Source organism: Olivibacter sitiensis DSM 17696 (genome assembly GCF_000427965.1).
In the GTDB taxonomy this organism is placed as follows: domain Bacteria; phylum Bacteroidota; class Bacteroidia; order Sphingobacteriales; family Sphingobacteriaceae; genus Olivibacter; species Olivibacter sitiensis.
Genome location: NZ_ATZA01000051.1, coordinates 17,683 through 33,871 on the forward strand (window position 1 = coordinate 17,683; position 16,189 = coordinate 33,871).

General features: G+C 46.2%; 10 protein-coding genes. All 10 read left to right on the forward strand.

Features of this window, described 5'->3' with window-relative positions; genetic code table 11:
• Positions 1–1,809 carry a TonB-dependent receptor domain-containing protein gene (locus A37S_RS26435; protein WP_169719537.1) on the forward strand — a complete coding sequence of 603 codons (1,809 nt, stop codon included), beginning with the start codon at positions 1–3 and terminating at the stop codon, positions 1,807–1,809.
• 12 nt (positions 1,810–1,821) lie between these two features.
• The gene (locus A37S_RS0119350; protein WP_028298414.1) at positions 1,822–3,261 is read left to right on the forward strand and encodes a SusD/RagB family nutrient-binding outer membrane lipoprotein; all 1,440 of its coding nucleotides are present in this window, start codon (positions 1,822–1,824) and stop codon (positions 3,259–3,261) included.
• 33 nt (positions 3,262–3,294) lie between these two features.
• Complete coding sequence (locus A37S_RS25390) at positions 3,295–5,055, forward strand: DUF885 family protein (RefSeq protein ID WP_051293323.1); 1,761 nt, start codon at positions 3,295–3,297, stop codon at positions 5,053–5,055.
• 350 nt (positions 5,056–5,405) lie between these two features.
• A complete protein-coding gene (locus tag A37S_RS0119360; RefSeq protein ID WP_028298415.1) occupies positions 5,406–6,434 on the forward strand; it encodes an LLM class flavin-dependent oxidoreductase in 1,029 nt (342 codons plus the stop codon).
• A 443-nt stretch (positions 6,435–6,877) separates the two neighbouring features.
• On the forward strand, positions 6,878–7,123 hold the full coding sequence (locus A37S_RS0119370) for a DUF885 family protein (RefSeq protein ID WP_028298416.1): 246 nt from the start codon (positions 6,878–6,880) through the stop codon (positions 7,121–7,123).
• Entirely contained in the window at positions 7,107–8,576 is a 1,470-nt protein-coding gene (locus A37S_RS0119375; protein WP_281169882.1) for an APC family permease, read from the forward strand. The genes A37S_RS0119370 and A37S_RS0119375 overlap by 17 nt, the downstream gene beginning before the upstream one ends.
• A complete protein-coding gene (locus A37S_RS25395) occupies positions 8,569–10,089 on the forward strand; it encodes a M61 family metallopeptidase (protein WP_036603325.1) in 1,521 nt (506 codons plus the stop codon). The genes A37S_RS0119375 and A37S_RS25395 overlap by 8 nt, the downstream gene beginning before the upstream one ends.
• A gap of 22 nt (positions 10,090–10,111) precedes the next feature.
• The gene (locus A37S_RS0119385; RefSeq protein WP_036603327.1) at positions 10,112–12,361 is read left to right on the forward strand and encodes a S9 family peptidase; all 2,250 of its coding nucleotides are present in this window, start codon (positions 10,112–10,114) and stop codon (positions 12,359–12,361) included.
• A 185-nt stretch (positions 12,362–12,546) separates the two neighbouring features.
• The gene (locus A37S_RS0119390) at positions 12,547–15,261 is read left to right on the forward strand and encodes a DUF5695 domain-containing protein (protein ID WP_028298419.1); all 2,715 of its coding nucleotides are present in this window, start codon (positions 12,547–12,549) and stop codon (positions 15,259–15,261) included.
• Positions 15,262–16,019: 758 nt separating this feature from the next.
• Positions 16,020–16,189 (forward strand): DUF4372 domain-containing protein (locus A37S_RS28365; RefSeq protein WP_157278873.1); only part of this gene is annotated, 170 nt, incomplete at its 3' end.

Sequence of the window (16,189 nt, forward strand, 5' to 3'; positions counted from 1 at the left end):
TTGACTAAATTAAATCTTACACAATTTCCAAATGGCACCATAGATAATCCCTACTATGTTATCGAAAATAACCAGCAGTCGGACGATAGAAATCGTTTTGTGGGCAATGCCTCTTTGTCTTATCAGCTAACAGACTGGCTCGAAGTCTATGGTAGGGTAGCGGTCGATAGCTATAATTATATCATGGAAGAGAGGCAAACGGACCTGATACGGGTGCCAGCAAGGTACAATATACGGAATGTGGCATTCACCGAGGCGAACTACGACCTCATGTTTAATTACAATAAGGATATTACCGAGAAATTTAACACAAGTGGTGTGTTCGGGACAAATATCCGTCGTAGTAAGAACCAATCCATATACAATTCTACCAGTGGAGGTTTAATTGTAAAAGACTTATATGCCATCAATAATTCAGTAGCCAACCCGCCCGCAGCTACGGAGACTTTCACAAAGATAGGAGTGAATGGTTATTTTGGTTCACTATCATTGGGGTATGATAAGACATACTATCTCGATGTGACTGGGCGGGTGGACCAGTCCTCTACGCTTCCCGAAAAGAACAACACCTATTTTTACCCCTCCGTGGCGGCTAGTTTTGTGTTTTCCGAATTATTGCACAGCTCGGTGCTTTCTTTTGGCAAACTGAGGTTAAATTATGCCGAAGTAGGCAATGATGCTCAAGCGCAGAGTTTATTTGACGTGCTGAACAAGTCGGCATATGCATTTGGCTCGGCTCAGCGTTATTCGGTTAACGATACCAAAAACAATGAAAATCTGAAATTGGAAAGTACGCGGAGTTGGGAGGCTGGTGTGGAAACCTCCTTTCTGAACGGAAGAGTCTCATATAATGCTTCCTTATATAACACTAATACGTTGAATCAGATCATGCCAGTTTCCGTTACTGCGGCTACGGGCTATACGCGGAAATACGTTAATGCAGGTGACGTCAGAAACAGGGGGATAGAAATGACCCTTTCTGGTAAGCCTCTTGTAAAACAGGGTTTCTCCTGGACCATAGACTTAAACTGGTCTATGAATCGTAGTAAGGTCATGTCTCTTTATGAAGGGGTAAATAACCTAAATCTGGGAAACTACAGTACAGACATGTCACTTAACGCAACGGCTGGGCGACCATTCGGTGAATGGCGGGGCTCTGATTTTGTGTACCTCGATGGTAAACCAGTAATCAACCAAACTGACGGCAAATATTTAAAATCTGATGCTACTTCAGTTTTGGGTGACATGAACCCCGACTGGATAGGTGGTTTGATGAATACGTTCACGTATAAGAACTTATCATTTAAATTCTTGATTGATATGCAAACTGGCGGTGACATATTCTCCGAAGATATGGCAATCGGAACTAGGAATGGCCTTTACAGCAATACTACCGGTCTAAATGAACTGGGAAATCCCATGCGTGATCCGATTTCTGCGGGAGGAGGTCTGTTGCTGGATGGTGTTGCACCCGATGGAACTGTCAATACAATACGCACGGAAATGAGAGATCGAAACCATGCCTTGGGTTCGCCAAGCGCGCCCAGTGTCATGTTCCTTTACGATGCTTCGTATGTGAAGTTACGGGAAGTGTCCTTATCGTACACTTTACCTTCAAAATTTGTTCAACGCTATGGCATATTCGGCGCTCAGGTTTCGCTTATTGGGGCGAATTTATGGATCATTCACAAAAATCTCCCATACGCCGATCCAGAAGCTGGTATAGCAGGTGGAACACTACAAGGTTTTCAGTCTGGTGTTTTCCCTTCCACTCGCAATTTCGGATTTAATCTTAAACTTAATTTCTAAAAAACTATTCACATGAAGACAATTATTAAAATACTCTTTATAGTATCCCTGTTTCAGTGTCTTTCTTGTGCGGATGATCTGCCTAGAATGAACGAGAATATTAAGGATGCTACAAGCACATCTGGCGACATGTTTTTTTCCAAGGTATTGGTCAATTTGGCCAGTCAGGTTGGTTCTACTGGCTATACGGCAAATGGAACTCCGGCGGCCAAGCTATTCGCTCAATTGGTAACATCCGTTACCTATACAGAAGGAGTTCAATATATCAGAGATTTTTCCTGGAATCCCTTGTACGACATGCTCAGAGATCTGGACGAAGCGACCAAGATGGTCAATCTGGTAAACCCGCAGTCTCCAGCCGCAGAGGTTCAAAAGGAAAATCAATTGGCCATTTTAGAGGTTACCAAGATCTATATCAATGAAATACTTGTTGAATCTTATGGGAATGTCCCATATTCGGAGGCGCTGAATATTGATAATGTTCAACCCAAGTACGACAATCAGCAAGAAATATATTTGAATTTGATCAGCAGATTGAGTGCCGCCATAGCGGGCCTAAATCCCTCAGGAACGGGTTTCGGAACGGCAGACCTATTGTATAACGGAAATGTCGGAAGTTGGTTGAAATTTGCCAATTCCGTGAAGCTGCGCATGGGTATGCGTATCATCGATGCTATACCGGCTTCAGGCGAGCAAGCAATAACCGAGGCTATAGCTGGCGGTGTGTTTACTTCTAATAGCGAAAATGCCTTGTTTCACTACCTAGACGACCAAAATAATGGCAATCCGCATTGGGCTTTCTTAGTACGACAAAACTTGAAATACTATGTCGGTACCAAGCCTCTGGTAGATTATATGCTTTCAGTGGATGATCCCCGATTAGATGCCTATTTCTATCCAGCTACAACTGGCCCAAATGCGGGTAAACATGCTGGTGCGGCTTCGGCAGATGTGGTGCCTTACGACAATTATTCCATTTTAGGCGCCCGTTTCCGGGAACTGACACTACCGGTTATTTTTATGGACTATGCATCAGTCGAGTTTTTTCTAGCCGAAGCAGCTGAGCGTGGAATTGCCGGCATAACGGATGCGAAAGATCATTACAACAAAGCGATTGCTGCTTCATTCGCTTATTATGGAGTAGGGGGAGTGGACGCCTATTTGGCACAACCAGGAGTGAATTACGATACGACAGAAGGTACTTGGAAACAGAAGATAGGCATGCAGAAGTGGGTCTCGCTCTTTGAACAAGGATTCGAAGCTTGGACGGAATATCGACGTCTGGATTACCCCGTATTGCAGGCTCCAGCAAGTGCCTATTCCGATGTGGTGCCGCGCAGGTTCCTGTATCCATTGAGCGAGCAGTCTGTCAACGAAGCTAGGTACGTAGAGGTCTTGGCTGATATGGGTGGTGATGAATACAATATCAGGTTGTTCTGGGATATCTATTGAGTTAAGTGTAAATGTGATTGGAAATTAAAGAATATGAAGAAAAATGGTTGGTATCAATTAGTCGCATTTGCCTTTCTGCTATTTTTAGGCAATGCATCCTCCGCTCAGATATCGAGCGAAGAGTACGTTCCATGCCAGGTAATGCCGGCACTGATCAGCAATTACACGGAAGACGTGAGCTCTTTGCAGACGGGCTATGTGGTGGAGTATTCCCCAGAGCGGCGGGCCCGTTTCGAGAAGTTGGAGAAAGACTACCTGGCCCGTCTGGCGAAAGTGGACTTCAACAGCCTGAGCCAGGAATGTAAGGTCGATTACATTTTGTTCAGGTCGAACCTGGAGGAGAAGCTCCGCCTGTCGGCGGCGGAGGCTGCCGAAGCCACCTTGGTGGCCAAATGGTTTCCCTTTGCCGATTCGATCTATGCGGTGGAAAAGTTCCGCCGCTATGCGGGGGTGAGCCCAGATTCGGAGCGGCTGGCCCTGCTATATGACGAGATTACCAAGCAGGTCCAGGGGCTGCGGGCGAAGCTAAAGACGGACGAGACGCTGGGAGCGCTGAACATCTATACGGCAGACAATATTATCACGGGGCTGAAGAGTGCCTTGCAGAGCTCGTACGAGTTTTACTACGACTATGATCCCCTTTACACGTGGTGGATACCGAGGCCGTATGAAAAGCTGGTGAAGGAACTAACGGCCTATGCCGACGATTTCAAGCAGCAACTGACAGCCGGCCGGCTGCAGATGGACAATAGCGGCATCGTGGGCAAGCCCGTGGGTAGGGAAGAGTTGATCAAGCTGTTGCAAGCCCAGTTCATTCCGTATACCCCCGAGGAGCTGATCGAGATAGCCAGCAAGGAATTTGAATGGTGCGATCAAGAGGCCCTGAAAGCCTCACGCGAGATGGGCTTCGGCGATGATTGGAAGGCGGCGCAGGAGAAGGTGAAGCAGACCTACGTGCCTGCGGGGGAACAACCAGTATTGATCCGCCGTTTGTTCAACGAGTCCATCTCATTTCTGAAGAAGAACGATCTGGTGACGATAGACCCGTTGGCAGAAGAAGTGTGGGGGTTGCGGATGATGTCTCCGCAAAGGCAGTTGGTAAATCCCTTTTTCACTGGAGGCAAGTCCATCAGTATATCCTATCCAACAAGCACTATGGATGTGGCCGATCGGATGATGAGCATGCGTGGCAACAATCCACACTTCTCCCGAGCTACAGTGCACCACGAATCCATTGCCGGTCACATGTACCAAGGTTTCAAAAGAAGCCGGAACCGTGCCTATCGTTCTATATTCAGCACTCCTTTTTGGAGCGAGGGCAATGCCCTATATTGGGAATACCTGCTATATGACATGAAATTCCCGGAATCTCCACAGGACAGGCTGGGCATGTTGTTCTGGCGCATGCACCGCAGCGCCAGGGTGATCTTCTCGCTGAACTACCACTTGGGCAACTGGACCCCGCAGCAGTGCATCGACTTTTTGGTTGACCGTGTGGCTTTTGAACGGGCCAATGCCGAGGCAGAGGTGAGGCGCTCCTTCGGACTGCGTATCACACCACTATACCAGCTGGCCTATATGATGGGGGGATTGCAGTTTTCCGCCATGAAAATAGAGCTGGTAGATAGCGGTAAAATGGGTCTGAAGGAATACCACGATGCTATCCTTCAATTAAGCGGTATGCCAGTAGAGATGGTTCGCGCCATCCTAACACAGCAAAAACTGACCAAGGACTTTAAGACAAGCTGGAAGTATTATGACAAAGCCCCCTTATGGAAACATCCAAGCTGGTAGCACTACGGCAAACTAGTTGATTTTTCCTTTAATAATAGATTTAGTCAAATATGAACGGCACGATAATTACAGACCGTGCCGTCCTTAGTCAAAGTTGCCGTTATAAAAATGTTTCCATACGAATTAAACGTATATGAAATTATTAGCCAATATTAAGCAAGACCTTCGTGCCATCCGTTAGATAGAAATGCGTATAGTAGTTTCTGGTTCTTAGTCGGATAATGGTGCGAGTTAACAAAGCTTTCATGTTTGAACATAAATTGCTTTCTTTGTTCTTAATAGACATAAGACGTTAGACATAAGTATCAAGACGTATAAGATGTCAGGTATCAGCAATATATAGATTTTTCATGGAACTAGGAATAAGCATGTTTGCCGATTTGCCAGTGGATAAGGCCACAGGTAAACATAAATCAGCTCAAGAACGAATACAAGAATTAATAGAAGAAATAAAGCTGGCAGACGAAGTGGGCTTAGATGTATTTGGCATCGGCGAGCATCACCGCGAGGATTATGCCGTTTCCAGTCCAGAGATTATCCTTGCCACCGCCGCTACCGTGACCAAGCATATCAAATTGGCCAGTGCCGTCACCGTACTGAGTTCTTCGGATCCGGTCAAAGTATATCAAAATTTTGCAACCATAGACCTCATTTCAAATGGTCGTGCCGAGCTGATGGTGGGGCGGGGCAGCTTTATCGAGTCTTTTCCTTTGTTTGGTTATGATCTGAAAGATTACAATAAGTTGTTTGCCGAAAAGTTGGATCTCCTGCTCCAGATCAACAAAAACGAGACTGTGAACTGGAAAGGAACGGTAAGGGCACCTTTGCAAAATCAAAAAGTATTGCCAAGGGCCGTGAACGATCATCTGAATATATGGATAGCCGCAGGAGGTACACCTGAGTCTGTCTATCGTGCCGCGAAACTAGGCTTGCCGCTCATGATAGCTATCATAGGTGGTTACCCCATGCAATTTACTCCTCTGTTCAATTTATACAAGAAAGAATATGAAGCGCATGGACATGATATGGCAAAGTACCAGATAGGTACACATTCACACGCCTTGATAGGGGAGAATAGTCAAGAAATTGCCGATTTGTACTATCCTTATTATGCTGCACAGATGGATCGGGTAGGTAAGGATAGGGGGTGGCAGCCGTACACCAGAGCGCAATTTGACATGGGCAGGGATAGAGAAGGAGCCCTATTCGTAGGCGAACCCGCTGAAGTGGTCGATAAGATTCTTTATCAAAAGGAAATGTTCGGCCTCACCCGCTTCGTGGCTCATATGGACGTGGGCGGCGCACCGCATGATGTCATTATGAAATCTATTGAGTTATTTGGCACGAAAGTGGCGCCCGAGGTTAGGAAGTCGAACTAAGCCTTTAGCATCACCTTTTTAAATCAGTACCTGATAGCTTTATTTCGTAGGGCCACTGCTCGTCGTTCTCGTCTTTGCCATCTATCAGGTGTATCTAATGCTCAGTAGGCTGGTTTTAAAGTTTAAAGACTTGACTAGCAATAATTACCTTTATCTGCAAGGGCGGTATGTGGGCAATCGCGAAGATATGGACTATGGTGTGTTTAGGAATTTTCGGCTTTATTTTTACAAAATACGCTAATTAAAGGTTAATATGTGGTCATCTTGATTAAGGGCAAAAAGCTATATTTGTTCCGCTAAACAATGCCAATTAATTAGGCCTATCTAGACTGTCAGGGCAATATTTCCATGTGGTTGGCACATGCTGGCTTATTGGTTGATTTGACTGATAATTTAACAAAGATGACACGGAAACCTTATTCCTATACCAAGTCGATAGCCATATGCTTGTCGTTATCGCTGTTTTTGATGCAATCACATATCAAGCAGCCTATCTGTTGGGCGGTTTCCAGATCATGAAACTGAAGGAGGAACTGGTAGACGGTGGCAAAATGAGCATGAAGGAATTTCACGATGCCTTCCTAAAAGAGAACATATTGCCCATTGAGCTGATGCGTGCGGTATTGACCAATCAAAAATTAACCAAGGACTTTAAGACTAAATGGAAATTCTATGACTTCAAAAAATGATATGGGGTCGTCTGTCCCTTTGGAAATCGCGCCAGCAGAAAACAAGGAAGAGACCAAATTCAGACCCTCCCTGCGTTTGATAGATGCGACCATGCTGGTGGCAGGCAGCATGATAGGCTCGGGTATCTTCATCGTAAGTGCCGATATCGTGCGCCAAACGGGTAGCTCGGGCTGGTTGATGGTGATATGGGCCATAGCCGGTTTCATGACCCTGATTGCGGCATTGAGCTACGGCGAACTGAGCAGCATGTTTCCCAAGGCAGGTGGCATGTATATCTATCTGAAGGAAGCCTATGGCTCTTTGGTGAGCTTTCTCTACGGCTGGAGCTTTTTCACGGTGATACAGACAGCTACCATTGCCGCCGTGGGTGTTGCCTTTGCCAAGTTCACGGCCTATATCTTTCCCTCGGTGAGTGAGGACCTGGTGCTTTTTGATCTTGGGTTCCTGCTGGTTTCTCCCGCTCAGGTTCTGAGCATTGTCGTCATCTTTGTCTTGACCTATGTGAACACCTTAGGGGTGAACAATGCCAAATGGGTGCAGACGATAATCACCCTCGCTAAGATAGGTAGCTTGGCGGCATTGGTTGTATTTGGACTCTTTCATTTGGACAGCTCGGTCTGGGCAGCCAATTGGGCCTCTGGAAGTTCTTGGGACCTACATCGATTGAATATCGATGGCACGATAGAAACCTATACTACCATGGCTGCCTTTGGTGCGGTGGCCGCGGCCATGGTAGGCTCTATTTTCAGTAGCGATTCTTGGCACAATGTGGCCTTCATTGCCGGGGAGGTGAAAAATCCCAAACGCAACGTAGCCTTGAGCTTGGCCTTGGGAACCATTATCGTGACGGTACTCTATATCCTGACCAATATCATGTATACGGGTGTGCTTACTTTACAAGAAATGGCTTCGGCCGAGAAAGACCGTGTGGCGGTGACGGCCTCACAGGTTATCTTCGGCTCGTCGGGTACGGCCATCATTGCCATCATGATTATGGTATCAACTTTTGGATGCAACAACGGGCTCATCATGGCCGGCGCCAGGGTATACTATTCTATGGCGAAGGACGGGCTGTTTTTCAAAAAAGTGGGCGTGCTGAGCAGCCGTGCAGTACCGGCGATAGCTTTATGGCTGCAGGCCGTAATCGCTTCCTTATGGTGTCTGAGTGGTCGTTATGGAGATTTGTTGGACATGATCTCCTTTGTCGTGGTGATATTTTATATGCTGACGATAGTGGGAATCTTTATACTGCGCAAAAAAAGACCTGATTTGCCTAGACCCTACAAGGCTTTCGGCTTTCCTATACTGCCTATCGTATACATCCTGATGGGACTGTCATTTTGCATACTGCTGATTATTTATAAGCCAAATTATACTTGGCCTGGGCTTATCATTACCTGTTCTGGCATACCCATTTATTATTTAATTGCAAAAAAACAGTTAGATGATTAAATTCCGTTATTTAATAGTCCTACTAAATAGTTTATTGCTATGTGCCCTCGCTCATGCGCAGGATACCCTACGCTACCATGTCTCCTTTGCATTTGACACTGTGCCACGCTTTTTGGTAAAACTCGATACGAAAGTCAAACCGAACGAATACCCGGAGCTACGCATGCCGGTATGGAGCCCTGGATATTACCAATTGCTCAATTATGGTCAATATGTGGACAACGTGGAGGCCAAGGACGACAAAGGGGCTACGCTAAAAGTAGAGCGCGTGGATACCAGTACATGGAAAATATGGACCAAGGGAAGCAGTGAGGTGAGCTTAGGCTATAGGGTGCGCATGGCTAGGCAATTTGTGGCTGAAAATGCGCTGGATAGTGCACATGCCTACATCATACCTACTGCCACATTTGCTTATACCAAGGAGTGGTTAAAAAGACCCTCGGTAGTTACCGTTGATAAGCCCCATTTTTGGAAAGATGTCGCTACAGGTCTGGACAGAGTAACATCGGTAGTAGGGCAAGCGTTCGAGGCAAGTGACATGGATCAGCTTTATGATTGCCCGATACTCATCGGGAACCTCACCCAATTGCCCTCTTTTGAGGTTGCGGGAATAAGTCATTATTTCTACGCTTATGATGTGCCGGAGGGCGATTATCAGGTATTTATTGATACATTGGGTCGAATCGTTAAGGCGGCAAGCGATGTCATTGGTGAAATACCATACAGGCATTATACCTTTATCGGCATAGGAAAGGGGGCTGGAGGAATAGAGCATACAAATTCTACGACGGTGAGTTTTTCCAATCCCTTACTGACTGGCCGTGCGGGAAAAAGGCAGTTCAGTTTTCTTGCGCATGAATACTTTCATCATTATAACCCCAAACGAATTCGCCCCTTGGAACTCGGACCATTTGACTACGGTAAGCCCGATAGAACCAAACAGTTGTGGATTTCGGAAGGTTTGACCGTCTACTATGAACAATTTATTTTGTACAAAGCAGGTGTATTGGATAGAGCAGGTGTGCTATCCCAATGGCTTGCACAGATCAATACTTATGAATCCAAGCCGGGCAAGGCATTCCAGACGCTGGCACAATCTAGTGAGCATACCTGGGAAGACGGCCCCTTCGGCGATCAGTCGGGCAAGACGATATCCTATTACGAAAAAGGCCCCATAGTGGGGCTCTTGCTAGATATAAGTATCAGAAAATCGACCAAAGGAACTAAATCGTTGCAGGACGTAATGCGTTACCTGTATGATACTTATGCCAAGAAACTGGATCGAGGCTTTACCGAAAATGAATTTTGGGCTACTTGCCGGCATGTTGCCGGTACCGACCTGACAGATATTAAAGACTATGTATATACAACCAAGCCGCTTGACTATGATAAATATTTAGGCTATCTAGGTCTACAATTGGTTAAAATTGACGATGAAAACACCTTTGTAATGAAACCGTTGTCCCAAATAGACAGCGAACAGGCGAAATTGCTGGATGTTTTTTTTGAATAGAAAAATGTAATTGACACAGACGATGAAAGAAAGATTTGGAATAGTGGTTTTTTTAATTTTCGGCATGCTACAGGCCTTTGCACAGGGAACTAGGGCCGACTATGACCGAGCGGATTCTCTTAAAAAGGCGATACAGGGCAAGGTGAAATTCAGTCCATGGAACATCAAGGCCATTGGTGACTCACATCGATTTGTCTATACCCAATATACGGACAAGGGCGTAGAGTTTATCGAGATCAATGCAGACGATAGAACAAAGTCGGCTGCCTTTGATCAAGTACGTTTGGCCAAGTCCTTGGCCGCTGCTAGTAGCGAGACCGTAGAAGCTTATAAATTGCCCTTTACTGAAGTCAACTATAGTAGAAAACAGGATAGCCTATTGTTCAGCGCTTTTGGCAAAAATTGGGCATGTAGCCTGAATGACTATACCGTGAAGCCATCCGAAGCGACAGGAAGGAATGCGCGGGGCTATTGGGGAAATAGAGGCGATGATAGAAAAGGAGAACCCATTGCCTCGCCAGACAAAAAGTGGTTGGCCTATGTGAAAAATTTCAACGTATACGTAAAAGCCGCCGATGGCAAAGGGGAGGAGATGGCATTGAGTTTTGATGGTTCTGAGGGCGAGTATTATTCGGCTTTCATCAGTTGGTCCCCCGACTCCAGGAAACTGGCTGTTAACAAGGTGCGTCCCAATACCGAGCATAAGATTTACCTCATCGAATCTTCCCCAAGCGACCAGCTACAGCCCAAGCTGCAATCGAGGGATTACCTGAAACCTGGCGACGCCTTGCCCCAGCGTTTCCCTACCTTGTTTGTTTTGGACGGTAAAAAGCGAATACAAGTGCCACACGATCTGGTACCCAATCAATACGATGTGTCTGCACGATTGCAGTGGCGCAAAGATAGCCGTGCTTTTACCTTTGAGTACAATGCGCGCGGGCATCAGGAGTACAAAATATACGAGATGGATGCGAGCACGGGAGAGGCAAAGACCTTGATAGCGGAAAACAGCAAGACATTTATCGACTACAGCGGCAAGAAATACCGCTATGACGTGGCAGATGGAAAGGAGGTAATTTGGGCATCGGAAAGGGATGGCTGGAATCATTTGTACCTGTACGATGGTATAACCGGAAAGGTGAAAAATCAAATTACCAAAGGTGAGTGGGTGGTGCGTAAAGTGATACATGTGAACGAAGAACAGCGGAAGATTATTTTTGAGGGAAGCGGAAAGGACAAGGGTGTAGATCCCTACCTCATCCAATATTATATGGTCAATTTTGATGGTTCGGGACTTCGTGCGTTGACGGATAGTCCTGTCAATCACTCGGCCACTTTTTCTGCCGACTTTTCTTGTTTCGTCGATCATGCATCGCGGGTGGATCAGCCATCGACTACGGTGTTGCGAAATGCTACAGATGGAAAAGTATTGATGGAATTGGAAAAATCCAATATTGATGGGCTGTTGCAGACTGGCTGGAAAATGCCGGAAGTTTTTTCCGCCAAAGGCAGGGACGGGCAGACGGACATTTGGGGTATCATTGTGAGACCGACCAATTTCGACCCGAGCAAAAAATATCCGGTCATTGAATACATCTATGCCGGACCACATAGCTCCTTTGTGCCCAAATCTTTCACTGCCAACCTACCCGCTAGCCTACACGAACTGGCCGAATTGGGTTTTATCGTGGTGCAGATAGACGGAATGGGCACGTCCAACCGCTCCAAGGCTTTTCACGACGTTTGCTGGCAAAACCTAAAGGATGCCGGTTTTCCAGACCGTATTGCTTGGATGAAAGCGGTGGCAGCAAAATATAGTTATATGGATTTGGACAAGGTGGGTATTTTCGGCACCTCTGCTGGGGGGCAAAGTTCGGCCGGAGCCGTATTGTTCCACAACGACTTTTACAAAGTGGCAGTATCATCTTGCGGTTGCCACGACAACAGAATGGACAAGATCTGGTGGAACGAGCAATGGATGGGATTCCCGATAGGGGAGCATTACGCTGCCTCTTCCAATGTGGTCAATGCTCACAAACTCCAAGGCAAATTAATGTTGATTGTGGGTGAAGTGGATGACAATGTAGATCCTTCCTCTACCTATCAGGTAGTCAATGCATTGATAAAGGCCAATAAGAATTTCGATTTTCTAATGGTACCGGGCATGCCCCATTCTTCCGGTGGCGAATATGGAGAGCACAAGCGTAGGGATTATTTCGTGAAGCATCTACTGGGAATCGATCCACCCGTTTGGGATGGGATGGATTATTAGTTGATTGGTTGTGAATAGTGGATTTGTCATTGGTTTATAGTTGGTCAGCGAGCCGTTCGTCATTCCGAGTCCCGACCTAGTCGGGAAGGAATCTCATCCGTCGACAGACGGACGGATGTGCTGAAAGCTGACAGGTTGTTATTGAGGTATTTGCTTTTAGTGGAATGCCCGTACTTTAGATAGAAATGGTTTTAAAGAAGATTTCAGGTTTGGGAATGATCTTGTCCATGACAATAGGTCTTTCATTTGCACAGTCGCCATGGGAAAGATTGGCACAAAGGCCATCGGTATTGGAACTGGATAAAGGCCTTATAAAAGGCACAAGCCAATCACTGCTATTGGAGCTGGTGAGTAGTTCGCAAACGGTCAGTTCGCTAAGGCCAAAAAGCGATGAGCACTTTGACTTTACGCCGAATGACCGCCTGCAAATGAGAAGCGGGAATGGCTTATATCACCTGGGGGACGTCAATATCCGCTATCGGCTAGGCGAACAGGATGATTGGCAGTCGGTTTCTACTGCTGCCGATCGGAAAGCGGTGACAGCCCTGACGACGGGAGAGGGGCATATCTTGGCAACGGCCGATTTGGCCAATACCCTGCCTACCGATCTACCCTTTGGCATCAAGCGTTCGTGGGAGGTGATAGATGGAAGGCTGACCCTCAAATTTGAATTGCAGAACAAATCTTCGGTGCCATTGGAAATAGGTGCCTTGGGCATTCCCATGATATTCAACAACATCTTGCACGAGAAATCCTTGGAAGATGCTCATACCCAGAACGTGTTTTATGATCCCTACATTGGAAAGGATGCGGGTTACCTACAGGTTTCCCGATTGGACGGTAAGGGAAATGTCCTGCTGGTGGTACCTTATGGCCAGACACCTTTTGAGGCATACCGTCCATTGCTGGACGATCCGACGCCTAGGGGCATTACCTTTGAAGGTTTCCACGAATGGATGCTCTGTAGCAAAGCTTATGCCGGGAACGAATGGAAAGGAATTGAACAGTGGAACGAGGCTACCTCTTTGCTGTTGGAACCCAATGATGTACGGGTATTTGGCTTGCAGTTTGTCCTTGCCCCAGAAATCAGGATGATCGAGCAAACACTTTTGGAAAACAAAAGACCGGTGGCCATGGGTGTACCCGGGTATGTGGTGCCGATGGATGTGGAAGCCAAATTGTTTCTGCAGTACCCCGAAAGAGTACGGAGCATGGAGGTTTATCCAAAAGATGCACTGACGATAAGTCAGGTTAAGCATAAAGATAAGGGAATCCAATCTTATGCGGTAAAAGGAAGGAAATGGGGTAGGGCAAGGCTTACCGTGACCTATAAAGACGGATTGAAGCAGACGATTAATTACAAGGTCGTCAAGCCTGAATCGGAATTGGTAGCCGACGTGGGGCATTTCCTGACTACGGAACAGTGGTTTGACCAGCCCAATGACCTTTTTGGGAGGAATCCATCCGTCATCAGTTATGATTATGAGGCAAAAAAGCAAGTTACCCAAGACAGCAGGGCATGGGTGGCAGGACTGAGCGACGAAGGAGGTGCCGGTAGCTGGCTAGCGGCCATCATGAAGCAATTGGTATTGCCAGATAAGGAAGAGGTAAAGCAATTGGAACAATTCGTCAATCAGACCTTATGGGGGAATATCCAACATAAGGAAGGCGCTCGAAAATACGGGGTAAAAAAGAGCGTTTTTTACTTTGAGCCCGATTCCATGCCAAAAGGTACCTATAGCGATAGCATCAATTACAAGGTTTGGTCGGCCTGGAACAAAAAGGGAGCCGATGATGTAGGCCGTTCTTACAACTATCCGCATGTGGCGGCCGCTCACTGGGTGTTTTATCGGCTTGCTCGGTTCCATCAAGGTTTGGTCTCCGAAAGACCTTGGGCATGGTACTTGGAAAATGCGTTCCATACCAGTATGGCTATGGTGAACCAAGCACCTCATTATGCCCAGTTTGGCCAAATGGAAGGAACCATATTTCTCCTGGTGTTGAGTGATTTGAAGTCGGAAGGGTATATAGACATGGCCAATGAATTGGAAATGGCTATGAAGAAAAGGGCGGATCACTGGCGTAGCCTCAAATATCCTTTTGGCAGCGAAATGCCCTGGGACTCTACCGGTCAGGAAGAAGTCTACATGTGGTCGGATTACTTTGGCTATGCGGATAAGGCGGAGGTCACCTTAAATGCCATCATGGCTTATATGCCCACCATACCGCATTGGGCTTATAATGGCAATGCCCGTAGGTATTGGGATTTCCTATATGGAGGTAAAATTTCTAGGGTAGAAAGACAGATCCATCACTATGGATCGGCCTTGAATGCTATCCCCGTACTAAAGGCATACAAAAAGGAGCCCACGGATCTGTACCTGCTCCGAGTGGGTTATGGTGGATTGCTGGGCGGAATTGCCAATGTGACCCAAGATGGCTTTGGTCCTTGTGCCTTTCATTCCTATCCATCTACCTTGGATATAGACCCCCTGTCGGGCGACTATGGCAGTGGCTTTTTTGGTTATGCTGTCAATACATCCAGTTACCTGATTGAGGATAAACGCTTGGGCTGGCTTGGCTTTGGCGGTAATGTTGAACAGAAGAAAGATTGGATCAGCTTGGAGCTGACCAATGGGGCAAAGGACAAGGTATTTATAGCACCGGCAAAATTATGGATTACCTTGGATGCAGGGAAAATAGAAAGTGTGAGCTACCACGCAAAGAACGGTAAGGTAAAGCTCGTTCTCGCCAAAGGAGGTGAACATACGCCTCAAGCTTTCCTCCATGTCTATGATGCTGATGGCAATATCTCGGAGAAGGTAAAGCATAGGTTAGACTTGAAACAAAATACCCTTATTGTGGATGTACGAGAAAATGGTGCTACGCTAAATTTTTAGCGGTTGTTGATGCGCTTGATATTTGCCCGGTCGCAGGCTCCATGGCCTATGACTGGGCTTTTTTAGTTTTGCTTTTCTTTTATCGTCTTTAAATCGAATATTTTGGTTCTATGACGGATGGTGTGGGCAACGGTAGATTACATTTGCTTGGCAAAAAGCAGATACGATAGCCATTTATACGACCTTGCCTTCGCACTGCCGTGGTGGATCACTATCCCCCTCTGGAGAGGCAGGGCGTGTCCGCCTACTGGCGGATAGGGGGGAAGCAGGACTGATAACACATTGCAGATAAATGCATTAACGCAATTCCTCCCCCTTTCCTCCGCACTGGCCAGGCACACTCCCCCTCAAGAGGGGGACAAGCATATGTGCTACCTGCCGACCGCCAATATATAGTTGCCTATTTTTCTACATACGATAGTCCACCCATACAAAATATCATAGAATCCATATTTTTCATCAAATAGGCATAAAATGACAAGACGATTTGGATTTAATGCGTATTTACCGATATTTGACATTATTGGCTGGAACGTCAAAAAACGCAACTTAAACATACTAATCCTACCATTCAAATGGAATACAACTGCCCAAACTGCAACCAAGCCATCAGCGGAAATTTTTGTAGCAACTGCGGACAGAAAAAATATAAGCGAATAGACAAAAAATCACTACTGACCGACAAAAAATAATTTAAGGAGCTGCCATATCTGGCAAGCTCCTTTTTTCATATTTTGGTTTTACGACAAACTAAAAATATGAGTGATAAAAATACAGAAAAGAAATTAGTCGGTCAGCCAATCTTCAAACAATTATTAGGTTTTATTCCAAGGAACAAATTTGAGATGCTTGTGAGCAAGCACCGGTCTGACCGCTATTACAAGACCTTTGATTCATGGACACAACTCATGACGATGCTGTTCGGAAT

What these genes read in the sequence shown, in the direction of transcription:
- A37S_RS0119360 (WP_028298415.1), top strand. Translation starts at nt 5,406, where the DNA reads ATGGAACTAGGAATAAGCATGTTTGCCGATTTGCCAGTGGATAAGGCC.
- A37S_RS0119390 (WP_028298419.1), top strand. Translation starts at nt 12,547, where the DNA reads ATGGTTTTAAAGAAGATTTCAGGTTTGGGAATGATCTTGTCCATGACA.
- A37S_RS0119375 (WP_281169882.1), top strand. Translation starts at nt 7,107, where the DNA reads ATGACTTCAAAAAATGATATGGGGTCGTCTGTCCCTTTGGAAATCGCG.
- A37S_RS0119385 (WP_036603327.1), top strand. Translation starts at nt 10,112, where the DNA reads ATGAAAGAAAGATTTGGAATAGTGGTTTTTTTAATTTTCGGCATGCTA.
- A37S_RS0119350 (WP_028298414.1), top strand. Translation starts at nt 1,822, where the DNA reads ATGAAGACAATTATTAAAATACTCTTTATAGTATCCCTGTTTCAGTGT.
- A37S_RS25395 (WP_036603325.1), top strand. Translation starts at nt 8,569, where the DNA reads ATGATTAAATTCCGTTATTTAATAGTCCTACTAAATAGTTTATTGCTA.
- A37S_RS25390 (WP_051293323.1), top strand. Translation starts at nt 3,295, where the DNA reads ATGAAGAAAAATGGTTGGTATCAATTAGTCGCATTTGCCTTTCTGCTA.
- A37S_RS0119370 (WP_028298416.1), top strand. Translation starts at nt 6,878, where the DNA reads ATGCTTGTCGTTATCGCTGTTTTTGATGCAATCACATATCAAGCAGCC.